Source organism: Streptomyces sp. NPDC047525, from assembly GCF_040643025.1.
In the GTDB taxonomy this organism is placed as follows: domain Bacteria; phylum Actinomycetota; class Actinomycetes; order Streptomycetales; family Streptomycetaceae; genus Streptomyces; species Streptomyces durmitorensis.
In genome coordinates this window covers 560,838-585,010 of sequence record NZ_JBEYTL010000004.1, presented here as the reverse complement: position 1 = coordinate 585,010, position 24,173 = coordinate 560,838, and the positions used below count along the sequence as shown (strand labels likewise).

Sequence of the window (24,173 nt, the reverse complement as noted above, 5' to 3'; positions counted from 1 at the left end):
GGAGCTGGCCAGTGAAGGCGTACATAGTCGGCGTCGGCATGACGAAGTTCGAGAAGCCCGAGACGCGGGACTGGCAGTACTGGGACATGGCGAAGGAAGCGGGCACCAAGGCGCTCGACGACGCCGGGATCTCGTACGAGCAGGTGGAGCAGGTCCCGGTCGGGTACTGCTTCCAGGCATCGACGGCAGGACAGCGGGCCGTGTACGAGCTGGGCCTGACCGGCGTCCCCGTCTACAACGTGAACAACAACTGCGCGACCGCCTCGACCGCGCTGATGATGGCGCGGCAGTTCGTCGAGGGCGGCATCAACGACTGCGTGCTCGCGCTGGGCTTCGAGAAGATGGCGCGCGGCGCGCTGGGCGGAGGGTCCGACGGCGGGGACTTCAAGACGTCTCCCGTCGCCCGGCACTACGGCGTGATGGCGGCACGCCACGGTTTCGAGATGACCCCGCCCACCGCCCAGATCTTCGGCGACGCGGCGCGCGAGCACATGGAGCTGTACGGCACGACACCGGCGCAGCTCGCCGCGGTGGGCGCCAAGAACCACCGGCACTCGGTGAACAATCCGTACGCCCAGTTCCAGGACGAGTACACGGTCGACGAGATCCTCGCCGCCAAGACCATCCACAGCCCGCTCACCAAGCTCCAGTGCTCGCCGACGTCGGACGGTTCGGCGGCGGCGGTGGTGGTGTCGGAGCGCTTCGTGGAGCGGCACGGCCTTCAGGAGCGGGCCGTGGAGATCGCGGCGCAGGCGATGACGACGGACACCGGGGAGTCCTTCGAATCGGGCTCGTGCATCGACGTCGTGGGGCAGCCGATGTCGAGGGCGGCGGCTCGGGAGGTCTACGAGAAGTCGGGCCTGGGCATCGAGGACGTCGACGTCGTCGAGCTGCACGACTGCTTCTCCGTCAACGAGCTCCTGACGTACGAGGCGCTCGGCATGTGCGCGGCGGGGGAGTCGGGGAAGCTCGTCGAGAGCGGGGCGACGACGTACGGCGGGCGCTGGGTGGTGAACCCGTCGGGCGGCCTGATCTCCAAGGGACATCCGCTCGGCGCGACGGGAATCGCCCAAGTTGCGGAGATCACCTGGCAGTTGAGGGGCGAGGCGAAGGCGCGGCAGGTCGCGGGGGCGCGGGTGGGGCTCGCGCACAACATCGGCCTGGGGGGAGCGGCGGTGGTGACGCTGCTGCGGAAGGGGTAGTCGGCAAAGGACCGGAGTCCTAGGACCCGCGGCCGAGGCCCCCTGCGTCGAAACCCCGATGCACGGGGAACGAAATTCCTGAGACCATGCCCGTCATGGTCCAAACGCCCCCCGACACTTACATAGCCGCGACCGCGCGGAAGTCCGCACCCGTGTGGGCGGTGCTGCTCGCCGCCTGCGCCGGGCAGTTCCTGGTCGTCCTGGATGTGTCGGTGGTGAACACCGCGCTGCCGTCCATGCGCTCCGACCTGGGGATGAGCGCCGTCGGACTGCAGTGGGTGGTCAACGCGTACTCGATCGCCTTCGCCGGTTTCATGCTGCTCGGCGGGCGGGCCGGTGACCTCTTCGGGCGCAAGCGGATGTTCCTGGTCGGGCTCGGGCTCTTCACGGTGGCCTCGCTCGCGGGCGGCCTCGCGCAGGCCGAGTGGCAGCTGCTCGTGGCGCGGGCCGTGCAGGGGCTCGGCGCGGCGGTCCTCGCACCGTCCACGCTGACGATCCTCACCTCGGCGGTGCCCGAGGGGCCCGCGCGGATACGGGCCATCGGGACCTGGTCGGCGGTGGGCGCGGGCGGCGGCGCCGCGGGCGGCCTCGTCGGAGGGGTCCTCACCGACGTGCTCTCCTGGCGCTGGGTGCTCCTGATCAACGTGCCGATCGGCGCGCTGGTCGTCGTCGCGGGCGTGGCCTGGCTCACCGAGAGCCGGGCCGGCGAGGCACGCCGCCTCGATGTGCCGGGCGCGGTCCTTGTGACGGCGGGCCTCGCCACGCTCGCGTACGGGATCGTGCAGACGGAGGAGGAGGGCTGGACGGCTTCGGCGACCCTGGTGCCGCTGGCCGCCGGGCTGGCGTTGCTCGGCCTCTTCCTGCTGGTCGAGGCGCGGACGAAGGTTCCGCTGATGCCGCTGAAGCTGTTCCGGGTGCGGTCCGTCTCGGCGGCGAACGCGGCGATGTTCGTGTGCGGCGGCGGCATGTTCGCCATGTGGTTCTTCATGACGCTGTACGCGCAGAACGTCCTCGGCTACTCGGCGTTGAAGGCGGGCCTTGCGCTGATCCCCTCGTCGCTGACGGTCGTCGTCGGCTCGAAGCTGGCGCCGCGCCTGATGCGGGTCCTCGGCGCGAAGAACGTCTCCGTGCTCGGGATCCTGGTGGCGGCGGCGGGCTTCGGCTGGCAGTCCCTGATGACCGCGGACGGCGGCTACGTCACGTCGATCATGCTGCCCGGCGTCGTGATGATGCTCGGCGCGGGGCTCGCCACGACGCCGCTGGCGTCGCTCGGGACGTCCGGGGCGGACCCCGGGGACGCGGGGCTCGTCTCCGGCCTGATCAACACCTCGCGGACGATGGGCGGGGCGCTGGGGCTCGCGGTGCTCTCCACGGTCTCGGCGTCGCGGATGGGGGGTTCGACCACTCCGGAGGCGCTGACGGCCGGGTACGCGTTGGCGTTCCGGACCAGTGGGTTCATTCTGCTGGGGGGCGTGCTGGTGCTGCTGCTGTGGATGCCGCGGGACGGGAATTCCAGCCCGTCCGGCGTTTGAGGACGAACTCGGCGGAGCCGGTGATCGACGGTGCGCGAGGTCCAGGGCTCAGGGCTCAAGGCCCAGGGGCCAGTCAGAGCCAACCCCGCTGCCTCGCCTCCCGTACCGCCTCCATCCGGTTCCGCGTCCCCGTCTTTCCGATCGCCGCCGAGAGATAGTTCCGCACCGTCGACTCCGACAGGTGCAGCTTCTCCGCGATGTCGGAGACCGTCGCCCCGTCCACCGAGGCCCGCAGGACGTCCGACTCGCGCGTCGTCAGCGGACTGGGCCCCGCGCTCAGGGCCGCCGCCGCGAGAGCGGGGTCGATCACCGTCTCGCCCCGCAGCGCCTGGCGGATCGCCTCCGCCAGGTCCTCCACCGGGCCGTCCTTGACGAGGAAGCCCACCGCGCCCGCCTCCATCGCCCGGCGCAGATAGCCGGGCCTGCCGAAGGTCGTGAGGATGAGGACCCGGCACTCGGGGCACTCGTCGCGCAGGTCGGCCGCCGCGTCGAGCCCGCTGCGGCCCGGCAGTTCGATGTCGAGGAGCGCCACGTCGGGGCGTGAGTTCAGCGCCGCGTTCACGATCTCGTCGCCCGCGCCGACCTGCGCGACGACCTCGATGTCCTGCTCCATGCCGAGCAGCAGCGCGAGCGCGCTCCGCATCATGCCCTGATCCTCGGCGAGCAGGACTCTGATCATGGGGTGCGCTCCTCCACAACGGGGCCGGTGCTGAACTCGGTGACCGGCAGCTCCGCGGTGACCCGGAAACCGCCGCGTGGTGCGGGGCCCGACTCCAGGGAGCCGCCCGCCGCCGCGAGGCGTTCGGCCAGGCCTTTCAGCCCGCTGCCGGGCGTTGTCGAGCCTACGCCGCGGCCGTCGTCGGTGATCAGGAGTCGGGTCCGTTCGGCGGTGCCCGTCACCTCGATCTCGCAGCGGGTCGCCTTGGAGTGGCGTACGACGTTCGTGGCGGACTCCCGGACGACCCAGCCGAGCAGCGCCGCCGTCTGCGGGGCGAGCGGCGGCCCCGACTGGCGTACGACCGCTTCGATGCCCGCCGCGTCCAGGAGGTCACGGGCCCGGTCGAGCTCCGTGGCGAGGCTGCCCTCGCGGTAGCCGGTGACCGCCTCGCGGATCTCGGTCAGGGCCTGGCGGCCGACGGACTCGATGTCGGCGACCTGCCCGAGCGCCGCGTCCAGGTCGCGGGGGGCGAGGCGGCGCGTGGCCTCCGCCTTGACCACGATCACCGAGAGCGTGTGGCCGAGCAGGTCGTGCAGGTCCCGCGAGAAGCGAAGCCGTTCCTTCTCGACGGCGGTGCGGGCCAACTCCTCACGGGTGGTGCGCAGTTCCTTGACCGTCTCGGCCAGGGCCAGGATCGCGGCCGTCACCATGACGGAGAGGAACGTGCCGTACGCGATGCCCGCCGCGTCCCAGCCCTCCCGCAGCCCGCCGACCACCGCCGCGGAGATGCTCAGGGCGAACCCGGCGGGAACGAGCTGCCTGCCCCGCAGCACCGATCCTGTGGCCAGGCCGAGGAGCGGGAAGAACATCAGCCAGCTGTCGCCGTAGCCGATGGCGAGCGCGAAGGTGACCGCGGTCAGCGCGAGCAGCGACTGCTTGGTGACGCGGGCCTCCCGCGCGTGTTTGTTGAAGGCGCGGAACACCACGTTGATGTAGAGGGAGTTGAAGACAAGGAGGCCGAGGCCTGCGAGCCAGGGGTTGCCCGTCTTGCCCTGGAGGAGGTTGGAGAAGGAGCCCATCCCCATCAGGAGCCAGGGCAGCATCGCGAAGCCGTTGGGCGGACCCAGGTCCTCGGGCCTGCTCCGCCCGGACTTCTCCTTCGCCCGCATCTCGGCGAGCTGCTCCCTGCTGCTCTGTTTCCAGGCCGCGAGACGTGTGTGCCGCTGCCAGAAGCCGTTCACCGGCATCGCTTCTCCTGTCGTGCCGTGACGCGTCGTCGGAGTCGGAGTCGGAGTTGGAGTCGGAGTCGTCATACGGTCCGCGCCGCCCGGCGGTACGAGGTCACAGCGTACGAACCGAACGCCAGCAGCCAGGCGATCAGCACCGCGACCGTGCCGAAACCGATGCCGCCGCCGTCCGTCACGGACGTGCCGAGCTCCGCGAAGCGGTGCGTGGGTGTGTAGCCGGACAGGGTGCGCAGCCAGCCGGGGAACAGGTCGACGGGGAACCAGAGGCCGCCGAGCACCGCGAGCCCCAGGTTGCAGGCAGTGTTCACCACGCCCGTGGTCTGCGCGGTCAGGCGGTAGCCGTTGCCGAGCCCCAGCATCGTGAAGGGCAGCGAGCCGAGCCAGAGCAGCACCGCTGCCGCCGCCCACTGCCAGGCCTCCATGCGTACGCCGTTGACCAGGCCACCCGCGGCGAACACCGCCACGATCGCCGGGAGCACGGTCACCGCACCGGTCAGGGCCCGGCCCGTCACGACCTCGCGCGGTGTCATCGGCGTGACCCGCAGCTGCCGCAGCCAGCCGATCGTCTTGTCCTCGGCGACGCCGGTGCCGGTGTTCAGGGCGGCGATCACGGCCCCGTACGCGGCCATGCCGATCATCGACGTCGTCTTCCACTCCTCGTAGTCCGAGCCGCCGCCGATGTTGGTGAACAGCAGATACATCAGCACCGGGAGTGCGATGCCGCCGATGACGAAGCCGGTGTCGCGGAGCGTTCTGCGCACTTCGAGCCTGAGGTAGGCGAACATCACACGGCCTCCGGGGTGAGAGCGGTCTTTGAGGTGAGAGGCGCGGTGGTCAGGGCCAGGAACGCCTCGTCGAGCGAGGCGGCCTTGACCTCGAGGCTGCGGATCGCACCGCGCTGCGCGAGCGCGATCACCGTGGCGTCCGAGTCCTCCGTACGCAGCCGGGCCCGGTCCCCGCGCACCTCGACGGCGACCACACCGGGCAGCAGCGTCAGACCCTCGGTGCCGCTCCCGGCCAGGTCGAAGGAGACGGTGCTGCCGCCCGCGGACCGCTTGACCTGCTCGCCCGTGCCGTCGGCGACGATCCGGCCGTGGTCCATGACGACGATCCGGTCCGCGTGCCGGTCCGCCTCCTCCAGGTAGTGGGTGGAGAACAGGACGGTGTGGCCGCGCCGCGCGTAGGCACGCATCGACGTCCAGAACGCCTGGCGCGCCTCCACGTCGAGAGCGGCGGTCGGCTCGTCGAGCACGGTCAGCGAGGGGTTCCCGGCCAGGGCGAGGGCGAACCTCACCCGCTGCGTCTGGCCCCCGGACAGCTTGTCGACGCGCCGCCCGGCCAGCTCCTCGATCCCGGCGAGCGCGAGCGCCTCGCCGACGGGCAGCGGCGCCGGATAGCGCCCGGCCACGAAGGAGACGAGCTCGCGCACGGTGACGCGCGGGACGAGGCGGCCCTCCTGGAGCATGGCGCCCACGTGCCCGGCGCGCACGGCGTCATCGGGCGGCCCGCCGAAGAGCTCGACGCGGCCCGCGTCGGGGGCGTCGAGGCCGAGCAGGAGGGAGATCGTCGTGGACTTGCCCGCGCCGTTGCGGCCGAGCAGGGCGACGGTCTCGCCGCGCCGGATCTCCAGGTCGACGCCGTCGACGGCGCGCAGCGGCCCGAAGGCCTTGACCACGCCGGAGAACGCCACGGCCCGCTCGGCGGGCACTGAATTCGTCATGGCTGTGACGTTACGAACCCGGGGCGGTGCGGCGGCAGATGTGGTTGTACGGACTCGGCCGGTACAAATGTCACACGCCTCGCCAACGGCGTTTCTGACGTGACGTCAGGAGTCTTCACAACTACCGGACGCTCGGCTATACATGGGATCGCCGGACTGGAACGCGTTCTAGAACGGGCTCCTTCCGGCCCTGTTGCGACCTCGGTGCGACCGACGGTGCGGACGGCCGCACCGAGGTCTTCAGACCGGCCAAGGAGCTGCCACCACATGCCCATCGACGCCGCGAAAGCACTGGCCGCGGAGCCCAGGTCGGCCGAGATCACCTGGGATCACAAGGACATCCAGCTCTACCACCTGGGCCTGGGCGCGGGCGTCCCCGCCACCGACCCCGACGAACTGCGCTACACCCTGGAGTCGAAGCTGCACGTCCTGCCCAGCTTCGCCACCGTCGCGGGCGCGGGCATGGGCGTCGTCGGCGGGCTCTCGTCACCGGGCATCGAGGTGAACCTCGCCGCGGTCCTGCACGGCGGCCAGAGCATCACGCTGCACCGCCCGATCCCGGTCAAGGGCCAGGCCGTCACCACGTCCAAGGTGGCCGCCGTGTACGACAAGGGCAAGGCCGCGATCCTCGTGCTGCGCACCGAAGTGGCCGACGGCGACGGGCCGTTGTGGACCAGCGACGCCCAGATCTTCGTACGCGGCGAAGGCGGATTCGGCGGCGAACGCGGACCCTCCACCCGCGTCCCGGCCCCGGAGGGCGAGCCCGACAAGACCGTCGAGCGCCCGGTCCGCGAGGAGCAGGCGCTGCTCTACCGCCTCTCCGGCGACTGGAACCCCCTGCACGCCGACCCCGAGTTCGCCAAGCTCGCGGGCTTCGACCGGCCGATCCTGCACGGCCTGTGCACCTACGGGATGACGCTCAAGGCCGTCGTCGACACGGTGCTCGGCGGCGACGTGTCGCGGGTGCGCGGCTACAGCACGCGCTTCACCGGGATCGTCTTCCCCGGGGAGACCCTGCGGATCCGGATGTGGCGCCCTCAGGGGACGGAGGGCCGCGTCCAGGTCGCCGTGACGGCGGTCGAGCGGGACGACGCGCCGGTCCTCGCCGACACGATCGTCGAACACGCCTGAATTCCGTACGACCTGTATTCCGTACGAGAGGAGCCGCACCATGCGCGCAGCCGTACTGCACGAGACAGGCCAGGACAAACTCGAGGTCCTCGACGACGTCGAGACGGTGGGCTTCGGCCCCGGCAAGGTGAAGATCAGGGTGCGGGCCACCGGCCTGTGCCACTCCGACGTCTCGGCCATGAACGGCGTACTGCCGCAGCCCGCGCCGTTCATCCCCGGTCACGAGGGCGCGGGCGAGATCATCGACGTCGGCGACGGCGTGAGCGGCATCAGCCAGGGCGACCGGGTCCTGGTGTGCTGGCTGCCCGCCTGCGGCACGTGTCCGGCGTGCAAGCGCGGCCAGAGCCAGCTGTGCCTGGCCGGTTTCATGAACGCGGGCACCCCCAACTTCAAGCGCCCGGCGGGCGATGTCTTCGGCTTCGCCGGCACGGGGACCTTCGCCGAGGAGGTCGTGGTCGACGCGGGCTGCGCCGTGCCGATCCCGGACGACGTGCCCTTCGACATCGCGGCGCTGATCGGCTGCGGAGTGACGACGGGGCTCGGGGCGGCCATCAACACCGCCGATGTGCAGGCCGGTTCGTCGGTCGCCGTCATCGGCTGCGGCGGCGTCGGCATCTCCGCGATCCAGGGTGCGCGGCTCAAGGGCGCGGCGCAGATCATCGCCGTCGACCCGGTGGCGTCCCGGCGCGAGGCCGCGCTGCGGTTCGGCGCTACGGAGGCGGTCGCACCGGACGAACTCGCCGACGCCAAGCAGCGGGTGACCGCGGGCGAGGGCTTCGACTACGTCTTCGAGGTCGTGGGCAAGTCCGCCACCGCCCGCACCGCGTACGAGACGACGCGGCGCGGCGGCACGCTGTGCATCGTCGGAGCGGGCGCCATGGACGACAACCTCCAGCTGAACATGTTCGAGCTGTTCTTCGACGAGAAGAAGATCCTGCCGTCCATGTACGGCGGCGGCGACGTCCTGCGGTCCTACGAGCGGGCCATCGCGCTGTGGCGCGCGGGCCGGATCGACCTGGAGAGCCTGATCACCCACCGGGTGCCGCTCTCCGAGATCAACGAAGCGCTTGACCAGATGCGTACGGGCGTCGCGCTGCGTACGTGCATCGAGATCTGAGAGGACTTCGATCCCTGATGGCACAGCCATTGCCACGGCCACACCCACGGCCACTCGATGGGTTGGCCGCGATCGTGACAGGAGCGGGCCGGGGCCTGGGGCGTGCGGAAGCCCTGGAACTCGCCCGGCTCGGCGCGAGCGTCGTCGTCAACGACTTCGGAAAGACGGGCCGCGACGGTTCCGGCGAGGCCTCGGCGACACCGGCCGAGGAGGTCGCGGCGGAGATCCGGGCCGCGGGCGGGCAGGCGGTCGCGCACCTGGGCGATGTCGCGGACCACGAACAGGCGCGCGGGCTCGTCCGGTTGGCGGTCGACACGTACGGCAAGCTCGACATCCTGGTCAACAACGCGGGGATCCTGCGGGACCGGATGATCTTCTCGATGAGCGAGGGTGAGTGGGACTCGGTCATCCACGTCCACCTCAAGGGCCACTTCAACACGACGCACTTCGCGTCGGTGCACTGGCGTGAGCGGTCCAAGGCGGCGGGGGAGCCGGTGTACGGCCGGATCGTCAACACGTCGTCGGAGGCGTTCCTCGCGGGCTCGGCGGGCCAGCCGAACTACGCGGCGGCGAAGGGCGGCATCGTCGGCCTGACGACGTCGAGCGCGCTGGCGCTCGGCAAGTACGGGGTGACGGCGAACGTCATCTGCCCCCGTGCGCGGACGCGGATGACGGAGGACGTCTTCGCGGGGTTCCAGGAGCCGGGCGCGGGCGAACTGGACGCGCTCGCCCCCGAGCATGTGGCGCCGCTGGTGGGCTACTTGGCCTCGCCTGCCGCCGCCGGGGTCAACGGCCAGTTGCTGGTGGTCCACGGCGGCATGGTCGCGGTGGTCGAACGCCCCAAGGTGGCGGCGAAGTTCGACACGGCGAAGGACGCCTTCACGTACGAGGAGCTGGACGGGGTCCTGTCCCCCTACTACGCGGGGCGGCCTGCGAACGAGACGTTCGCGGCGGCGGAGGTTCTTGGGTTGAAGCGAGGGTAAGTCCTCCGCCTCGACGCAAACGCCGGACGGGCTGGAGAATTCCAGCCCGTCCGGCGTTCGAGGACGAACCCGGCGGAGCCGGTGATCGGCGTCGCGCAAGGCCAGAGGCCCTACTTGTCGCCCTGGCGACGGTGCCGCCCCCGCGGTGCCCCGCCCTCGTCATGCTCGGCCACAGGCCCCCGATGCCTACCGGCACCGGAAGTACCCGCCGCCTCCCGCGGCTCGGGATTCCGCTCGGATTCCGTACTGATCTCGGTTCTCATCAACACACTCACCCCGTAAACCGGTAACTCTGTAAAGAAGATCGTTCGATGTGGCCGGGCGAGTCTAACCAACGCCCGTACGCCCCGTGAGGGGTGCCTGCTGCAACGGAACAGGCCGCGCGGCAACCACCGCGGGCGGCGCCTCCGGAGCCGGCAATTCCGCCTCCGCGACCCCGCACGGCACCGCCCCCGTCACATACGGAAGGCGCAGCGCCCCCTCCCGCGTCCACCACCCGGAGCCCGCCAACCACCCCTCGGGCGCCGCCAGTTGATGCAGCCGCCGGTCGGTGGGGCGCCACAGGCCGAGCCAGCTGCCCGCCGCCCCGTCGATCCGCAGCGCCACCCCGCAGCTCTCCGGCATCAGCGTCTGCTCGGGCTGGATGGCGAACGGCGTCACCGCGAGGTCGGGCAGGTGCAGGCACTCGGGGAAGCGCACCGGGCGCGTACCGCCGAGGACGCCCCAGCCGAGCCGGTCGTGGCCCGGCGCGTCCGAGCGGATCAGGAGCAGCCCGCTGTCGGCGTCCGCGAGCAGCAGCCGGTCGTTGCTCTCGTCGGCGATCTGGAGGAGGGGCGACACCTCGCCGCCCCGCTCCAGGTCCACGGCGACCGCCTTGACCCGGCCGCCCAACTCCCGGTCCAGGGCCAGCATCCGGCCATCGCCGTCCAGCCAGACCCCGCCCGAACAGCGCCCGGGGATCTCGGCGACGTGCTCGGGCCCGAAGGCGCCGCCCGCCACCATCCACAGGGCCGTCGACCCTGTGCCCACCGCGAGGGCGTACGCGTGGCTGCCGACCGGTGACGGGGGAAGCAGCGTCAGCCGGGACTCCCCGCACTCCACGGCGCCGAGCGGCACCTCGCCGGTCTCCGGACCGGTCGGGTAGAGGAGCGCGAACGTGTGCCGTCCGTCGACGACGCGGTGGATCAGGACCCGCCCGTCGGCCATCGGGAGCACCTCCGTGCCGGGCTCCTCGGGCTGGTTGCCGGGCAGTGGCACCGCGTACGGCTCCGGGGAGTCGAGGGTCCAGCGCTCGGGGAACCAGGAACCGCCGTCGTGGGCGAGCCGAGCCGCGTACGCGCCGTTGGCGGTGATCACGGGGGGCGTCGCGGGCGCCGGGCGGGACGTCGGCGGGGACGTCGGCGCGGTCATGGGCTCGGGCTCAAGCGTGGGCGCTGTCATGTGGGGGTACCTCCGGGCCCCGAAGCTAGTTTTCGCACGCGCTGCCGTGGCATCTGTGACCGTCCGCTTCACACAGAAGGGTGGCGAAGTACCGATTCGCCTGAGGGGTCGGGGGTGGTTGTGCTGGGTGGGGAGGGCGCGCTTAAAGTAAGGCGAACCTAAGTGGCCGCGGGCCTGCGGAAGCGGCAGTCGCGGCACACCCCCTGGAGCATGGAGCACCGATGTCCGTCTCTGTACGGTCCGTACGACCCCGCCGCCACCGCGCCACCGCCGCCCTCGCCCTCGCCGTGGCCGGCGCGCTCTCCCTCGCGGCCTGCGGGTCCGGCGACAGCGACGGCACGTCCGACAACGGCAGCGGCAGCAAGGCCGTCGCCCAGGGCGGCGACGACTTCTCCAAGGCCGCCGAGCAGACCGCGAAGATGGGCACCACGGCCAAGGCCGGCGCGTTCCCGCGCACCATCACGCACGCCCGCGGCAAGACGGAGCTCAAGGCGCAGCCCAAGCGGGTCGTGGTCCTGGACGTCGGCGAGCTCGACAACGTCGTCTCGCTCGGCATCAAGCCCGTCGGCTACGCCCCCACCGAGGGCGACGACGGCATCCCCGGCTACCTGAAGAAGGACGCGGGCAACCCCAAGGACGTCGGCACGATCAACGCCCTCAACCTGGAGGCGATCGCGAACCTCAAGCCGGACCTGATCCTCGGCAGCGAACTGCGCGCCGCCAAGCTCTACCCGCAGCTCGCCAAGATCGCCCCGACCGTCTTCTCCATCCGCCCCGGCTTCACGTGGAAGGAGAACTACCTCCTGAACGCGGCCGCGCTCGACAAGACGGCCAAGGCGAAGACGGAGCTCGCCGCGTACGAGGAGAAGGCGCGGTCCCTGGGCCGGGACCTCGGCGACGACAAGCCGACGATCACGATGCTCCGCTACATGCCGGACCGCGTCCGCCTCTACGCCAAGGCGTCCTTCATCGGCACGATCCTCGACGACACCGGCCTGCCCCGCCCCAAGAACCAGCAGGTCAACGACCTCGCCACGGAGATCAGCACCGAGAAGATCGACGACGCCGACGCCGACTGGATCTTCACCGGCGTCTACGGCGACGCGAAGAAGACCGGCCGCACCGAGGCCGAGAAGAACCCGCTGTGGAAGAAGCTCGACGCGGTCGAGGACGGGCAGGCCAAGGACGTCCCCGACGAGACCTGGTACCTGGGTCTCGGCGTGACGGCGGCCAACGAGGTCCTCGGCGACCTCAGGGGCTTCCTCGTCAAGTAGGACGCAGCTCGTGGGCGGCCGGTAGCAGTACGTAAGCCATGGCCAGTGGGGCACGGAGGACAGGTAGCCTTTCCTCTGTGCCCCGTCTGTCTGAAGTCATCGCCGCCCTCGACGCCCTGTGGCCCGCCGAACTGGCCGAGAGCTGGGACGCGGTCGGCACGGTCTGCGGCGACCCCGAAGCGGAGATCTCCCGGGTCCTGTTCGCCGTCGACCCCGTCCAGGACATCGTCGACGAAGCGGTGAAGCTCGGCGCCCAGCTCCTGGTCACCCACCACCCGCTCTACCTGCGCGGCACGACGACGGTCTCGGCGGGCACCTTCAAGGGCCGCGTCGTCCACGACCTCATCAAGAACGACGTCGCACTGCACGTCGCGCACACGAACGCCGACCGCGCCGACCCGGGCGTCTCCGACGCCCTCGCGGGCGCGCTCGACCTGCGGATCGTCCGTCCCCTCGTACCGGACCCGGCCGACGCGCACGGCCGCCGCGGCCTCGGCCGGATCTGCGAGCTCGAACACCCCCTGACGCTCCGCGAACTCGCCGCCCGCGCGGCCGAGCGGCTGCCCGCCACCGCGCAGGGCATCCGGGTCGCGGGCGACCCGGAGCAGATCGTCCGCACCCTCGCCGTCAGCGGCGGCTCCGGCGACAGCCTCTTCGACGACGTACGCGCGTCCGGCGTGGACGCCTTCCTCACCGCCGACCTGCGCCACCACCCGGTGTCGGAGGCCCGCGCACAGACTCCGCTCGCGCTGCTCGACGCCGCGCACTGGGCCACCGAGTGGCCGTGGTGCGAACTGGCCGCCGCGCAGCTCGATCAGATCTCCGACCGTCACGGATGGGGACTTCGCGTCCACGTCTCCAAGACGGTCACCGACCCCTGGACCGCCCACGCGGCCTCGAATACCGACACAACAGGAGCCCCCAACTGAACGCCGCGCCCGCCGACCAGATCCGACTCCTCGACGTCCAGGCACTCGACGTACGCCTCCAGCAGCTGGCGCACCGGAAGAAGTCCCTGCCCGAGCACGCCGAGATCGAGTCGCTGAACAAGGACCTCACGCAGCTGCGTGACCTGCACGTCGCCTCGACGACCGAGGAGAGCGACTGCTCCCGCGAGCAGACCAAGGCGGAGCAGGACGTCGACCAGGTGCGCCAGCGTGCCAACCGCGACCAGCAGCGCCTGGACTCCGGCGCCGTGACGTCCCCCAAGGACCTGGAGAACCTCCAGCGCGAGATCGCCTCGCTCGCCAAGCGACAGGGCGACCTGGAGGACGTGGTCCTCGAGGTCATGGAGCGCCGCGAGTCCGCCCAGGAGCGCGTCTCCGAGCTGGCGGAACGTGTCTCCTCCGTCCAGTCGAAGATCGACGACGCGACGGCCCGCCGTGACGCGGCCTTCGAGGAGATCGACGGCGAGTCCGCCACGGTCACCAAGGAGCGCGAGGTCGTGGCCGGTTCGGTCCCGGCCGACCTGCTCAAGCTCTACGACAAGCTCCGCGTCAAGGAGGGCGGCATCGGCGCGGCCAAGCTCTACCAGCGGCGCTGCGAGGGCTGCCGCATCGAGCTGGACATCACCGGGGTCAACGAGGTGAAGGCGGCGTCCCCCGACACGGTCGTGCGGTGCGAGAACTGCAGCCGCATCCTGGTCCGCACGTCCGAGTCGGGTCTGTAAGGGACTGTGACCGTGCGGGAGTTCATCGTCGAGGCCGACGGCGGGTCGCGGGGCAACCCGGGGCCCGCGGGCTACGGCTCGGTCGTCATCGACGCGACCACGGGGGAGACCCTGCGGGAGGTCGCGGAGTACATCGGCGTCGCGACGAACAACGTCGCCGAGTACAAGGGACTCGTGGCCGGCCTGAAGGCGGCACACGAGCTCGACCCGGCCGCGTCGGTCCATGTCCGCATGGACTCCAAGCTCGTCGTCGAGCAGATGTCGGGCCGCTGGAAGATCAAGCACCCGGACATGAAGCCGCTCGCCGCCGAGGCCGCGCGGGTCTTCCCGTCGTCCCAGGTGACGTACGAGTGGATCCCGCGCGAGAAGAACAAGCACGCGGACCGTCTCGCCAACGAGGCGATGGACGCGGGCAAGCGCGGGGAGCAGTGGTCGGCGTCGGACTCGACGGCCGAGCTGGACGCGATGACCGCGCCGACGGGCACGGCAGGCACGGCAGGCGCGGACGTGCGGGCCGCGGGCAACGTGGCCGCGCAGGCTCCGCCCGTCGGCTGGGGCGCCGCAGACCTGGGTGCCCCCGCGACCTTCGTGCTGCTGCGGCACGGCGAGACCGCGCTGACCCCGCAGAAGCGGTTCTCCGGCAGCGGAGGCTCCGACCCCTCCCTCTCCGACGTGGGCCGGGAGCAGGCCGAGCGCGCGGCGGCGGCGTTCGCCGCGCGGGGCACGATCCAGGCGATCGTCTCCTCGCCGCTGAAGCGCTGCCAGGAGACCGCGCAGGCCGTCGCCGCCCGCCTCGGCCTCGACGTACGCATCGAGGACGGGCTGCGCGAGACGGACTTCGGGGCCTGGGAGGGACTGACCTTCGGCGAGGTGCGCGAGCGCCAGCCCGAGGAGCTGAACGCGTGGCTCGCCTCGCCCAAGGCCGCGCCGCCCGGCGGTGAGTCCTTCGCCGCGGTGGCCCGCAGGGTGTCGGCGGCGCGGGACCGTCTGGTCGCCGAGTACGCGGGCCGCACGGTCCTCCTGGTCACCCACGTCACGCCGATCAAGACGCTGGTGCGGCTCGCGCTGGGCGCGCCGCCGGAGTCCCTGTTCCGCATGGAACTCTCGGCCGCGTCCGTCTCGGCGGTGGCGTACTACGGGGACGGCAACGCGTCCGTACGGCTGCTCAACGACACGTCACACCTGCGGTAGGGCTTGACTGCGTCGTCTGCTGCGGGTGCTCTGTGGCTGGTCGCGCAGTTCCCCGCGCCCCTTACGGGCGCCTAACGCAGCGCCGCTGCCTCGCGGGCCAGGGTCTCGATCCTGCCCCAGTCCTTCGCCGCGACCGCGTCGGCGGGCAGCATCCAACTGCCGCCCACGCAGCCGACGTTCTTCAGGGCGAGGTACGACGGCGCGGACGCGAGGCCGATGCCGCCCGTCGGGCAGAAGCGGGCCTGCGGCAGCGGGCCGCCGAGCGACTTGAGGTAGGCGGTTCCGCCTGCGGCCTCCGCCGGGAAGAACTTCATCTCGTGCACGCCGCGCTCGATCAGCGCCACGACCTCGGACGTCGTCGAGACGCCCGGCAGGAACGGCACCCCGGACGCCTTCATGGCCGCCAGCAGCGTGTCGGTCCACCCCGGGCTGACCAGGAAGCGGGCCCCGGCGTCCACGGAGTCCGCGACATTCGTGGCCGAGATGACGGTGCCCGCGCCGACCACCGCGTCCGGCACCTCCGCCGCGATCGCCCGGATCGCGTCGAGCGCGGCGGGCGTCCGCAGCGTCACCTCGATCGCGGGCAGCCCGCCCGCGACCAGCGCACGCGCCAGCGGCACGGCGTCGGCGACGTCCTCCACCACGACTACGGGGACGACGGGGGCGAGATCGAGCACGGAGGCGGAGGCCGCGGCGGAGGGGGAAGTCATGGGAGCATCCTGCCTCGGCGTACGCAGCATGCGCAAAGGGCGTTGCGCATGCTGCAACGCCAAGTCCGTGGGGGAGATCAGTGGATCTCGCGCACCACCACGTCGAGCGCCCACGCCTTGCCCGCCTTGGCCGGAGCCTGTGCCTCCACCACGTGCCCGAGGTCCCGCAGCGCCTCGACCAGCTCCGCCGGGTCCTTCGGCTGTGTGCCGGTCTCCAGGAGGGAGCGGACGATCCTGCCCTTCGTCGCCTTGTTGAAGTGCGAGACGACGGAGCGCTTCTCGACGCCGGTCGCCGGGTCGGTCTGCGCGTGCAGCACCCGCACCGTCGCCGTCCGGTCCGCGACCTCGCCCTTCGGCTTCCACGCGGCCGTGTACGCCGACGAACGCAGGTCGAGGACCAGCCCGTCGCCTGCCGCCTCGGGCATCGCCGAGGCCATCGGCGTACGCCAGTAGGCGCCGAGCGCGCCGAGGCCCGGCAGCTTCACGCCCATCGAGCAGCGGTAGGAGGGGATGCGGTCCGTGATGCCGACGGCGCCCCACAGTCCGGAGAAGACCAGCAGCGAGCGGGCCGCGCGGCGCTTGGCGGCGGTGTCCAGGGAGGCGAGGTCAAGCGCGTCGTACAGGACGCCGGTGTAGATCTCCCCCGCGGGGCGCGCGCCGGCAGTCCGCAGCTCGGTGTTCTTGGCGACCTCACCGCGCAGACCTTCACTCAGTCCGAGTACGTCACGGGCCTTGTCCTCGTCCGCCACGCAGAGCTCGACCAGTTCGTCGAGCACGGCCTGCCGCGCGTCCGCGAGCGCCGGCAGGGAGAGCGACTCCGGCTTCAGGGGGGCGCCGCGGCCGGAGGGTGCCTTGCCTTCGGAGGGCGGCAGCAGGACGAGCATGGGTCTCCTTCGGAGGGTTACGGGAGGGGATGCGGCCCCGCCGCCAGGGTAATCGCCCCCGCGCCCCAGCTTCGCCTACGCCGCCGCTGCCGCCCTTCCTGCCCACACGCCCGTCACCCCGCATCCGCTCTTGAACGAACAAGCTTTCCCGCCCACCCACTCGATTGCCCCGCAGCGACCGACGATTGGCCGCAGTCGGCGACGCGCGCGAGGGGACGTGCCGGTATGTCCGCCCGGAGCACGGTTCGCGGCACTCCAGCACCGAAGCAGCAATCGCGGCCACCGGACGATAGCGAGGACGGACATACCGGCGCGGCCCCGCACCCACACACGGACCGGCACCGTCCCGCCCCGCCATGCCGCCCCGCCCACCGTCCCGCCCCGCCCACCGCGCCGCCCCGCCCCCCGCGGCCTACGCTCGGTCCATGCCCCGTCGCCACCTCCGCGTGACCGGCGCAGCCGAAGCTCCGTTGCGGGGCGCGCTGCGTGAGCTGCGTACGAAGCTGGACATTCCCGAGGCCTTCCCCGGGGATGTCCTCGCCGACGCGGAGCGGGCCGTCGCCGACCCCCGCCTCCCCGCGCACGACGCGACCGACATCCCCTTCTTCACCATCGATCCGCCCACCTCGGTCGACCTCGACCAGGCGATGCACCTGTCCCGGCGCGAGGGCGGCGGCTTCCGGGTGCGGTACGCCATCGCCGACGTCGCCGCGTACGTCACGCCGGGCGCGCCGCTCGACACGGAGGCCCACCGGCGCGTCACCACCCTCTACTTCCCGGACGAGAAGGTGCCGCTGCACCCCACCTCGCTGAGCGAGGGCGCGGCCAGCCTGCTGCCGGGCCAGGACTGCCCGGCGGTGCTCTGGACGATCGACCTCGACGGGGAGGGGCGTGCCGTCTCGACCGACGTGCGCCGTGCCCTCGTACGCAGCCGCGCCAAGCTCGACTACGAGGGCGTGCAGCGGGCCATCGACGGAGGCACCGCCGAGGAGGCCCTCGCGCTGCTCGGCGACATCGGGCGGCTGCGCGAGCAGCTGGAGGTCGAGCGGGGAGGCATCTCCCTCAACGTGCCCGAGCAGGAGATCGTCGAGCGGGACGGCGCGTACGAACTCGACTTCCGCGCCCCGCTGCCCGCCGACGGCTGGAACGCCCAGATCTCCCTCCTCACCGGCATGGCCGCCGCGGAGCTGATGATCCGGTCGGGCACCGGCATCCTGCGCACCCTGCCCACCGCCCCCGACGGCGCCGTCGGCAGGCTCCGGCGCACCGCGCAGGCCCTGCGGGTCGACTGGCCGCACCACGTCCCGTACGCCGAGCTCGTCCGCTCACTCGACCCGCGCAAGCCCCACCACGCCGCGTTCCTCCAGGAGTGCACCACGCTCCTGCGCGGCGCCGGATACACCGCGTTCAGCGGCGGCGACGTCCCCGAGCTCACCACGCACGCCGCCGTCGCCGCGCCCTACGCCCACTGCACGGCCCCGCTCCGCCGCCTCGTCGACCGCTATGCAGCCGAGCTGTGCCTTGCGGCGGTCGCCGGGGAAGAGCCGCCTCAGTGGGTGCTCGCCGCGCTGCCCGAGCTGCCCAAGGAGATGGCGGACGGGACGCGGCGCGCCAACACCGTGGAGCGCGAGTGCGTGGACATCGTCGAGGCGGCGCTGCTCAAGGACCGGGTCGGTGAGCTCTTCGACGCGGTGGTGGTGGACGTCCAGGAGCGTGAACCGGACGCAGGAACCGTCCAGTTGACCGATCCCGCGATCGTCGCCCGCATCGAGGGCGGCACGGGCGGCCTTCCGCTGGGGGAGCGGCTGCGGGTGCGGCTCACGCAGGCGGAGCCGGGGACGGCGAAGGTGCGGTTCGCGCCTGCCTGAGGGCGCTCAGGAGCCGCTCCGGCTCGTCCGCGTGCAGCCGCACGGTCGTCACCGGGCGCCGTTTGCCGAGGAACCCGACCGCCGTGACGGGCTCCGTCAGCTCCAGGGTGAGGGAGGTCTGCGAGCCGACGGGCAGGTCGATGACCCCGTCGGCGGCCTCGTGCGTGAAGCGCCGCTCACCGCGCACGGCGGCGATCCTCTCCAGCGGTATCCGCAGGTCGCGGTGGGCGCCCTGACGTACGCGGAGCGCGTCTTCCGTCAGTACGTGCGGCCGGGTCACGGAGGCGGCGTGGATGCCGAGCATCAGGATCACGGTGTAGACGTCGACGACGAGCATCACCGCGTGGACCGCGGGCCAGTTCCGCAGCAGCACGGCCATCCCGATGGTCTCCACCATGCAGACGAAGACGAAGCCGTAGAGCATCGAGGCCTGGTCGCGGGCGTGCCCGAACGCCAGATCCCCCTCGCGCACACCGTGCCGCCGCCGGGCCACCCACAGCGCGAGACTGCCGAGCACCCGCAGCTCGTGCCCGACGATCCTGCGCACCGGCTCCGGCACGACGTCCCTGACCGCCGCGCGCCCGCCCCGCCGGTACACGAGGGCGAGCCCCACGCCCTCGACGGCGAGCAGCACCAGGGCGACGGCCTCCGCGCCGACGAGTACGTCCGCGGGGAGCGAGGCCCCGGCCAACAGGCAGACGACGAGCACGAGTTCGACGGGTACGACGACCCAGGCGAGGCCCCGCACAAGGCTCTTCACCGCGCACCCCGCTCGCCGAGCAGCCGCATCCCGCGCCGCACGGCTTCGGCTTGCGCAGGGGCGAAGTCGGCGAAGAAGGCCCCGAGAAAGCCGTCACCGCTGCCGCTGCTGCTGCTGCCGCCGCCGCTGCCGAGCCCGTCGGCCACGGCCCGTACGCCCTCCGTGCCCAGCTCCTCCAGGAGGGAGTCGGGCAGCGCTCCGGCGAGCGCGCGGGCCGCCTCGTCCACGGCGGCTTGTGTGCGCGGGTCGGCGAGGTCGGCGTCCGCGAGCGCGTCGAGCAGTGCGTACACCTCGTGCGCGCGCTCCACCGCTCCCGGCGTGGTCAGCGCCGGGCGCATCGCGGCCAGGAGCCTGTCCCGGTCCTCCCGGGGCGCGGTGGTGTCGATCAGGGCGAGCAGCTCCCGGTCCTTCGCGGCCATCGCGGACTCGGGCCCTTCGCGGCCGGCGGTGGAGCGCGCCAACTCGGCGAAGAACTCACCGAGTTCGGGCGAGACGGGTCCTTCGGCGGACAGCGCACCACGCTCGGCGTCGTCCAGCAGAACCCGCAGCCGCGCACGCCGCCCACGGATCGCGGCCTCCTGCCGGGCGAGGTCGGCGTCCAGCTCCGCGAGCACCTCGGCGAGCTCGCGCCCCGCGTCGTCCGCGAGCACGTCCCGCACCTCGGCGAGCCCGAGCCCCAGCTCGGTGAGCCGCCGGATCCGCGCGAGCACGACGGCGTGCCGAAGGCCGTACTCCCGATATCCGTTGGACCGCCGCTCGGGCTCGGGCAGCAGCCCGAGGTGGTGATAGTGCCTGATGGCCCGCGTGGTGACGCCGACGATCCCGGCGAGCTCCCCGATCCGCATCCCGCCCGCCTGCCCGTTCATCCCGTTCATCGCGCTCATGAGGCCAGTAGAAACGTTGACGCTGCGGCAAGGTCAAGCGACGGCCCGGCGGGACCCGCCGGGCGGGCGAAGCCTGACGCCTACCGGTGACCCTGCGCCACGATCGAGGGAACAACTCCCGATCTCTTGGACGGCGGATCGAGCGATGTCCCAGTCTGGCGAGCGACCGAGGAAGGGGTGTGACATGGCTGCCATGCCACACGATCCGCTCACGCAGGCGGAGGTCCTGCTGGAGGGCTTCCTGGCCCTGGACACCCCGGAGGGATTCCGGGCGGAGCTGATCGAGGGGGAGATCGTCGTGACGCCGCCGCCGGACGGGGGTCACGAGGACTGCATCAGCCTGATCGTGAAGCAGGTGGTCAGGCGCTCCAGGACCGATATGCAGTTCTCCGGAAACAAGGGCCTGAAACTGAAGAGCGTGGGCGCCTGCCCGACGAACCACGCCATCACGGACGGCACCTTCGCCCCCATGGAGCGGCGCCTCTTCCGCGGCGCCGACCCCTGGATGCCCTGTGACGGCGTCGCTCTGGTCGTCGAGGTCACCTCCACCAAGCCGCAGGCGGACCGCGAGGCCAAACGGCGCTGCTACGCCCGTGGCGGCATCCCGCTCTACCTGCTCGTCGACCGTGAGGGCTCCTCGGTGACGCTGTTCAGAGACCCGGAAGGGGACGACTACCGCCAGGACTGCACGCTCCCCTTCGGCAAGACGGTGGCCCTGCCCGAACCGTTCGGCTTCGAGCTGGAGACCGCGGAGTTCGACTGAGGCGCCGACCGCATCGCCCGCACCGTGCGCGGCAGGCGTCGCGTTCCTCTCCGAACCCCTGACGGCGGGCATCGCGGCGGCCTTCACGCTCACCCTCGCAGGCTCGTTCCTGGCGGCGGGGGCGTCCGCGGGGCGGAGACCCGGCACACGCCGGGTAGCATGGTCGGCACGGCAGACGAGCCGGGCGGACGGCCGCGTGAAGCTCCCCTCACCAGGGGCTCTTCCCGAGGAACGTCCGGGCTCCACAGGGCAAGGTGGTGGCTAACGGCCACCCGGGGTGACCCGCGGGACAGTGCCACAGAAAACAGACCGCCGGAGACTTCGGTCTCCGGTAAGGGTGAAACGGTGGTGTAAGAGACCACCAGCGCCTGAGGTGACTCAGGCGGCTAGGTAAACCCCACCTGGAGCAAGGTCAAGAGGGGTCCTGGAGACAGGGCCCTGCGCGGATGATCGAGGGCTGCCCGCCCGAGTCCGCGGGTAGACCGCACGAGGCCCGCAGCAATGCGGGCCCTAGATGGATGGCCGTCTCCCCGGCCGCCGCGAGGCGACCGGGCGACAGAACCCGGCGTACAGCCCGACTCGTCTGCCAATGTGGCCCTGACCTGGGGTTTTCCCTTGGTCAGGGCCACTTTTCATTAAGCGGGACTTCCCGCTTCGACCTGCGGTTTCCCGGGAGTTCCCGCGCGGGTGTGCACGCGTTGTGCACGGGGCCTTGCACTCCGACTCGGTGCTCTCGTCGTCCTTGAGGATCAGATACCCATCCCGATAGCGTCGCCCAAGGGCAGGACTGTCCCGGTGATGTGGGTTTGTACGGTGAGCGGTAGAGGGGGCTGACCGTGTGCCATGGGGGAGTGCGGTGTGAGCGGAGGTCAGGTCCCTTCGGCCGGTGCTGGCTGCTGGGGAAACTGGATTAGCGTCGTTGCGCGCAGCTCCTCGTCCCGCAGGAGGGCGAGAATCTCGGGCGGCTCGTCGCTCATGACCAGGGCCGCTCCTGGGAGCACGGCTTGGCGCAGCAACGCCTGCCACACGTCGACGAACGGCTGCCCTTTCAGTACGTCCAGAGCATGGCGCTCAGCCTTCGCATCTTCCTCCCGCCTGGCCCGCCCCCAGTCCCTCAGCACGATCCGGATGTTCAACCGTGCCAGCTTTCGGCCCGCCACCAGACGCCGCTCGGGCAGGTTCAGGCCGAGCACTTTGACGGTCGTCCGCCCCTTGTCCGTCTCACCCAAGTACTCGCATTCCCTGAGGTCCAACCGCAAGTGGTCGAATGGGTCTTCCCGGGTCGGATCGATCAGCAGGGGTTCGCCGGTCTCCTCATCGCACTCCCACCAGTCCCGCTTGTACGTGCTGTTGCACGGGCCGCACACCAGAAGGTGGTTGGGCCAGAAGAAGGTCTTGAGCGCATCATGTTCCCGTGGTTCGAAGTGTTCGATGTCGGTCGCGGTGAAGCCCCCGCAGTACATGCAGCAGCCAAGGACTCCTGGGGCCATCTTGAGGAGCACGCCACGCAGTTCCTGCTTGACCTCGTCCTCGTCTTTCCAGAGGTTGTCCACATATTTCTTGCGTGCACCGCTGGCTACGTCCCTGAGCTCGATTCGTCCTGTGAGCAGTGTCATCCGTGCGGTGACGGCCTCGGGCAGGCCGAGTCGTTGAATCGGGATCATGCGTCGCGCTCCCGGGAAAGCCGGTATCGCTCCATCACTTCATCGACACGGGCCACTGGCGAGCTGGATAGGCGATCGCGTAGCCGTAGGTATTCCTCGGTTTGACCGGTATCAGCTCGCCCGAGCAGGACGTCGTACTCCAACTCGGCCAGTCTGCTGCGCAGTTCACGTGCTTCGTCGGAATATGGCGAGTCCAGGCCGAACAGGTCCGAAAGGGCGGCGTCGTCCCCCGTCCCGTATACGATCCGCCCGTAAAGATCTCCGTCCACCACCTGTGGCGGCTTCTGCTCCCCGGCCCCCGGCAGCCGGATCAGCCCGCCCGGGTCTGCTGCCTGGCAGATGTACGGGCTGTGGGTGGTGACGATGAACTGGATTGCCGGAAAGTGCGCAGTAAGCCACTGCCCGATGCGCTTCTGCCAGGTCATGTGCAGATGCGCATCGACCTCGTCGATGAGCACTACACCAGGGTGCGGCAGTACGACCGTGCCGCCGTCACGTTCCTCGAACACGAGGACCCCGTACGCCGCATGCATCTGCCGGACGATGTCCAAAACCAGGGCGACCACGGTCCGCTGACCGTCGCTCATCCGCTGCAGTTCGATCCGGGCGCCCTCCGGGCCGTTGTCACCGTGCCGCCGCAGCCACATCCCGTCCGAGTCCACGTCTTCGATGCGGTAGCTGTCCGGCAAAAGTCCGTCGTCGCCGTCATTGAGCAGCCGGAGAACCCCGGCCTTGAGCTCGCCGATCCCGGGACGCTCCTCCAGAGAACGCAGATGGAGGGAGAGCAGCCAGTCGAAAGCCTCGGTGAGGGCCGACTGCTCCTCGAAGAGGGTGCGGAGCGCGGCGGCCCGGTCGAGCTGCTGCGGGGTGCGCTCGTAGAGGCCGGTGCCGGTGAGGCGCCGGAAGGGTCCGTATGCGGCGCAGAACCAGCCGGGCGGTGGAGCCGAGGACCACAGGGCGGAGGTAAGGGGCCGGTGGGCTGAGAAGGCCACCTCGGTGGGCGGCTCAAAGTCCTCGACGAGCTCGTCGAGGAGGCCGACGTCCCGCTCGGGCCGCCAGTCGAGCCGCGCCTCCAGCGGCTCACCCCCGGCCGGAGCCATTGTGTCGGCGGCCCGGTCCGTGACGACTTTGGCCACCGCTGCACCGCGGGTGGCTCCGTGTGTCAGGTACTCCTCGAGATCCGGTTCCAGTTGGTGGGCCCGGCGGCCCCCGGTCAGTGCGAGCGCGAGTATGCGCAGCAGGGTGGTCTTGCCCGAGCCGTTGCGCCCGGCCATCACCGTCCAGCCCGCGTATCCGCCGTCGGGTCGGGTGAAGTCGAGGTCGCAGGCGCGCGGTCCGTGGAAACCACGCACCCCGTCCACTCTGAGCCCCGCCACGTACACCGGCCAATCCTTCCCTCGGCGTGACCTCACGTACGCCGTGTGTGATGTCGCCCACTGTACGGACCGCAGGTGACAGCGGCGGTCCCGGGCCTGA

At 71.3% G+C, this 24,173-nt stretch carries 22 protein-coding genes and 1 other RNA gene; 12 read left to right on the top strand and 11 right to left on the bottom strand.

Annotated features, from left to right (window positions below; translation table 11 throughout):
• Nucleotides 1-11: 11 nt before the first annotated feature.
• Both ABZ833_RS15070 and ABZ833_RS15065 read left to right on the top strand, forming a co-directional pair.
• Complete coding sequence (locus ABZ833_RS15070; protein ID WP_361046050.1) at nucleotides 12-1,202, top strand: lipid-transfer protein; 1,191 nt, start codon at nucleotides 12-14, stop codon at nucleotides 1,200-1,202.
• A gap of 95 nt (nucleotides 1,203-1,297) precedes the next feature.
• A complete protein-coding gene (locus tag ABZ833_RS15065; protein WP_361046048.1) occupies nucleotides 1,298-2,734 on the top strand; it encodes an MFS transporter in 1,437 nt (478 codons plus the stop codon).
• Between the two features lie 73 nt (nucleotides 2,735-2,807).
• Here ABZ833_RS15065 and ABZ833_RS15060 read toward each other — a convergent pair whose 3' ends face one another.
• From ABZ833_RS15060 to ABZ833_RS15045, 4 genes are all read right to left on the bottom strand, one after another.
• A complete protein-coding gene (locus tag ABZ833_RS15060) occupies nucleotides 2,808-3,413 on the bottom strand; it encodes a response regulator transcription factor (protein ID WP_361046045.1) in 606 nt (201 codons plus the stop codon).
• Nucleotides 3,410-4,561: a sensor histidine kinase gene (locus tag ABZ833_RS15055; RefSeq protein ID WP_361046347.1), complete on the bottom strand. Its 1,152-nt coding sequence runs from the start codon at nucleotides 4,559-4,561 to the stop codon at nucleotides 3,410-3,412. The genes ABZ833_RS15060 and ABZ833_RS15055 overlap by 4 nt, the downstream gene beginning before the upstream one ends.
• Nucleotides 4,562-4,701: 140 nt before the next feature.
• The gene (locus ABZ833_RS15050; RefSeq protein WP_361046042.1) at nucleotides 4,702-5,424 is read right to left on the bottom strand and encodes an ABC transporter permease; all 723 of its coding nucleotides are present in this window, start codon (nucleotides 5,422-5,424) and stop codon (nucleotides 4,702-4,704) included.
• The gene (locus tag ABZ833_RS15045) at nucleotides 5,424-6,359 is read right to left on the bottom strand and encodes an ABC transporter ATP-binding protein (protein ID WP_361046039.1); all 936 of its coding nucleotides are present in this window, start codon (nucleotides 6,357-6,359) and stop codon (nucleotides 5,424-5,426) included. Before ABZ833_RS15045 ends, ABZ833_RS15050 begins: the two co-directional genes overlap by 1 nt.
• 267 nt (nucleotides 6,360-6,626) lie before the next feature.
• On the opposite strand from ABZ833_RS15045, the gene ABZ833_RS15040 reads away from it, so the two are divergent.
• From ABZ833_RS15040 to ABZ833_RS15030, 3 genes are read left to right on the top strand one after another with little or no spacing between them, the layout of a single operon-like run.
• Complete coding sequence (locus tag ABZ833_RS15040) at nucleotides 6,627-7,490, top strand: MaoC/PaaZ C-terminal domain-containing protein (protein WP_361046036.1); 864 nt, start codon at nucleotides 6,627-6,629, stop codon at nucleotides 7,488-7,490.
• Between the two features lie 40 nt (nucleotides 7,491-7,530).
• The gene (locus tag ABZ833_RS15035) at nucleotides 7,531-8,607 is read left to right on the top strand and encodes a Zn-dependent alcohol dehydrogenase (protein WP_361046034.1); all 1,077 of its coding nucleotides are present in this window, start codon (nucleotides 7,531-7,533) and stop codon (nucleotides 8,605-8,607) included.
• A gap of 17 nt (nucleotides 8,608-8,624) precedes the next feature.
• The gene (locus ABZ833_RS15030; RefSeq protein WP_361046032.1) at nucleotides 8,625-9,590 is read left to right on the top strand and encodes a 3-oxoacyl-ACP reductase; all 966 of its coding nucleotides are present in this window, start codon (nucleotides 8,625-8,627) and stop codon (nucleotides 9,588-9,590) included.
• A gap of 327 nt (nucleotides 9,591-9,917) precedes the next feature.
• On the opposite strand, the gene ABZ833_RS15025 is transcribed toward ABZ833_RS15030, so the two are convergent.
• The gene (locus tag ABZ833_RS15025) at nucleotides 9,918-11,000 is read right to left on the bottom strand and encodes a hypothetical protein (RefSeq protein ID WP_361046345.1); all 1,083 of its coding nucleotides are present in this window, start codon (nucleotides 10,998-11,000) and stop codon (nucleotides 9,918-9,920) included.
• A 251-nt stretch (nucleotides 11,001-11,251) separates the two neighbouring features.
• Between ABZ833_RS15025 and ABZ833_RS15020 the strand changes: the two genes are divergently transcribed.
• From ABZ833_RS15020 to ABZ833_RS15005, 4 genes are all read left to right on the top strand, one after another.
• Nucleotides 11,252-12,304: an iron-siderophore ABC transporter substrate-binding protein gene (locus ABZ833_RS15020; protein ID WP_361046029.1), complete on the top strand. Its 1,053-nt coding sequence runs from the start codon at nucleotides 11,252-11,254 to the stop codon at nucleotides 12,302-12,304.
• A gap of 77 nt (nucleotides 12,305-12,381) precedes the next feature.
• Entirely contained in the window at nucleotides 12,382-13,233 is an 852-nt protein-coding gene (locus ABZ833_RS15015; RefSeq protein ID WP_361046026.1) for a Nif3-like dinuclear metal center hexameric protein, read from the top strand.
• Nucleotides 13,230-13,973 (top strand): C4-type zinc ribbon domain-containing protein, encoded by a 744-nt coding sequence (locus ABZ833_RS15010; RefSeq protein ID WP_361046342.1) that lies wholly within the window; start codon nucleotides 13,230-13,232, stop codon nucleotides 13,971-13,973. The genes ABZ833_RS15015 and ABZ833_RS15010 overlap by 4 nt, the downstream gene beginning before the upstream one ends.
• A gap of 12 nt (nucleotides 13,974-13,985) precedes the next feature.
• On the top strand, nucleotides 13,986-15,164 hold the full coding sequence (locus tag ABZ833_RS15005; RefSeq protein WP_361046023.1) for a bifunctional RNase H/acid phosphatase: 1,179 nt from the start codon (nucleotides 13,986-13,988) through the stop codon (nucleotides 15,162-15,164).
• 71 nt (nucleotides 15,165-15,235) lie between these two features.
• Here the strand turns inward: ABZ833_RS15005 and eda are convergent, their stop codons facing one another.
• The gene (eda, locus tag ABZ833_RS15000; protein ID WP_361046021.1) at nucleotides 15,236-15,874 is read right to left on the bottom strand and encodes a bifunctional 4-hydroxy-2-oxoglutarate aldolase/2-dehydro-3-deoxy-phosphogluconate aldolase; all 639 of its coding nucleotides are present in this window, start codon (nucleotides 15,872-15,874) and stop codon (nucleotides 15,236-15,238) included.
• Between the two features lie 77 nt (nucleotides 15,875-15,951).
• Nucleotides 15,952-16,758, bottom strand: a complete 807-nt coding sequence (gene yaaA, locus ABZ833_RS14995) for a peroxide stress protein YaaA (protein WP_361046019.1) — start codon at nucleotides 16,756-16,758, stop codon at nucleotides 15,952-15,954.
• Between the two features lie 425 nt (nucleotides 16,759-17,183).
• On the opposite strand from yaaA, the gene ABZ833_RS14990 reads away from it, so the two are divergent.
• Nucleotides 17,184-18,626: an RNB domain-containing ribonuclease gene (locus ABZ833_RS14990; RefSeq protein ID WP_361046017.1), complete on the top strand. Its 1,443-nt coding sequence runs from the start codon at nucleotides 17,184-17,186 to the stop codon at nucleotides 18,624-18,626.
• Here the strand turns inward: ABZ833_RS14990 and ABZ833_RS14985 are convergent.
• The gene (locus ABZ833_RS14985; RefSeq protein WP_361046015.1) at nucleotides 18,577-19,386 is read right to left on the bottom strand and encodes a hypothetical protein; all 810 of its coding nucleotides are present in this window, start codon (nucleotides 19,384-19,386) and stop codon (nucleotides 18,577-18,579) included. The genes ABZ833_RS14990 and ABZ833_RS14985 overlap by 50 nt on opposite strands.
• Nucleotides 19,383-20,231: a MerR family transcriptional regulator gene (locus ABZ833_RS14980; RefSeq protein ID WP_361046340.1), complete on the bottom strand. Its 849-nt coding sequence runs from the start codon at nucleotides 20,229-20,231 to the stop codon at nucleotides 19,383-19,385. Before ABZ833_RS14980 ends, ABZ833_RS14985 begins: the two co-directional genes overlap by 4 nt.
• Nucleotides 20,232-20,463: 232 nt before the next feature.
• On the opposite strand from ABZ833_RS14980, the gene ABZ833_RS14975 reads away from it, so the two are divergent.
• Both ABZ833_RS14975 and rnpB read left to right on the top strand, forming a co-directional pair.
• Nucleotides 20,464-21,033 carry a Uma2 family endonuclease gene (locus ABZ833_RS14975; protein ID WP_361046338.1) on the top strand — a complete coding sequence of 190 codons (570 nt, stop codon included), beginning with the start codon at nucleotides 20,464-20,466 and terminating at the stop codon, nucleotides 21,031-21,033.
• Between the two features lie 176 nt (nucleotides 21,034-21,209).
• Nucleotides 21,210-21,619: RNase P RNA component class A (rnpB, locus tag ABZ833_RS14970), an RNA gene on the top strand.
• Between the two features lie 283 nt (nucleotides 21,620-21,902).
• On the opposite strand, the gene ABZ833_RS14965 is transcribed toward rnpB, so the two are convergent.
• Together ABZ833_RS14965 and ABZ833_RS14960 are read right to left on the bottom strand one after the other, a co-directional pair.
• On the bottom strand, nucleotides 21,903-22,697 hold the full coding sequence (locus ABZ833_RS14965) for a hypothetical protein (protein WP_361046012.1): 795 nt from the start codon (nucleotides 22,695-22,697) through the stop codon (nucleotides 21,903-21,905).
• A complete protein-coding gene (locus tag ABZ833_RS14960) occupies nucleotides 22,694-24,058 on the bottom strand; it encodes an AAA family ATPase (RefSeq protein WP_361046335.1) in 1,365 nt (454 codons plus the stop codon). Before ABZ833_RS14960 ends, ABZ833_RS14965 begins: the two co-directional genes overlap by 4 nt.
• Nucleotides 24,059-24,173: the final 115 nt, after the last annotated feature.

Excerpts from the sequence above, each read along its gene's own strand:
- ABZ833_RS14965 (WP_361046012.1), bottom strand. The coding sequence starts at position 22,697 with ATGATCCCGATTCAACGACTCGGCCTGCCCGAGGCCGTCACCGCACGG.
- ABZ833_RS15020 (WP_361046029.1), top strand. The coding sequence starts at position 11,252 with ATGTCCGTCTCTGTACGGTCCGTACGACCCCGCCGCCACCGCGCCACC.
- ABZ833_RS15055 (WP_361046347.1), bottom strand. The coding sequence starts at position 4,561 with ATGCGGGCGAAGGAGAAGTCCGGGCGGAGCAGGCCCGAGGACCTGGGT.
- yaaA (WP_361046019.1), bottom strand. The coding sequence starts at position 16,758 with ATGCTCGTCCTGCTGCCGCCCTCCGAAGGCAAGGCACCCTCCGGCCGC.
- ABZ833_RS15065 (WP_361046048.1), top strand. The coding sequence starts at position 1,298 with ATGGTCCAAACGCCCCCCGACACTTACATAGCCGCGACCGCGCGGAAG.
- ABZ833_RS15050 (WP_361046042.1), bottom strand. The coding sequence starts at position 5,424 with ATGTTCGCCTACCTCAGGCTCGAAGTGCGCAGAACGCTCCGCGACACC.
- ABZ833_RS14990 (WP_361046017.1), top strand. The coding sequence starts at position 17,184 with ATGCCCCGTCGCCACCTCCGCGTGACCGGCGCAGCCGAAGCTCCGTTG.
- ABZ833_RS15045 (WP_361046039.1), bottom strand. The coding sequence starts at position 6,359 with ATGACGAATTCAGTGCCCGCCGAGCGGGCCGTGGCGTTCTCCGGCGTG.
- ABZ833_RS15030 (WP_361046032.1), top strand. The coding sequence starts at position 8,625 with ATGGCACAGCCATTGCCACGGCCACACCCACGGCCACTCGATGGGTTG.
- ABZ833_RS15060 (WP_361046045.1), bottom strand. The coding sequence starts at position 3,413 with ATGATCAGAGTCCTGCTCGCCGAGGATCAGGGCATGATGCGGAGCGCG.
- ABZ833_RS15025 (WP_361046345.1), bottom strand. The coding sequence starts at position 11,000 with ATGACCGCGCCGACGTCCCCGCCGACGTCCCGCCCGGCGCCCGCGACG.
- ABZ833_RS14975 (WP_361046338.1), top strand. The coding sequence starts at position 20,464 with ATGCCACACGATCCGCTCACGCAGGCGGAGGTCCTGCTGGAGGGCTTC.
- eda (WP_361046021.1), bottom strand. The coding sequence starts at position 15,874 with ATGACTTCCCCCTCCGCCGCGGCCTCCGCCTCCGTGCTCGATCTCGCC.
- ABZ833_RS15035 (WP_361046034.1), top strand. The coding sequence starts at position 7,531 with ATGCGCGCAGCCGTACTGCACGAGACAGGCCAGGACAAACTCGAGGTC.
- ABZ833_RS14980 (WP_361046340.1), bottom strand. The coding sequence starts at position 20,231 with ATGCGGATCGGGGAGCTCGCCGGGATCGTCGGCGTCACCACGCGGGCC.
- ABZ833_RS15040 (WP_361046036.1), top strand. The coding sequence starts at position 6,627 with ATGCCCATCGACGCCGCGAAAGCACTGGCCGCGGAGCCCAGGTCGGCC.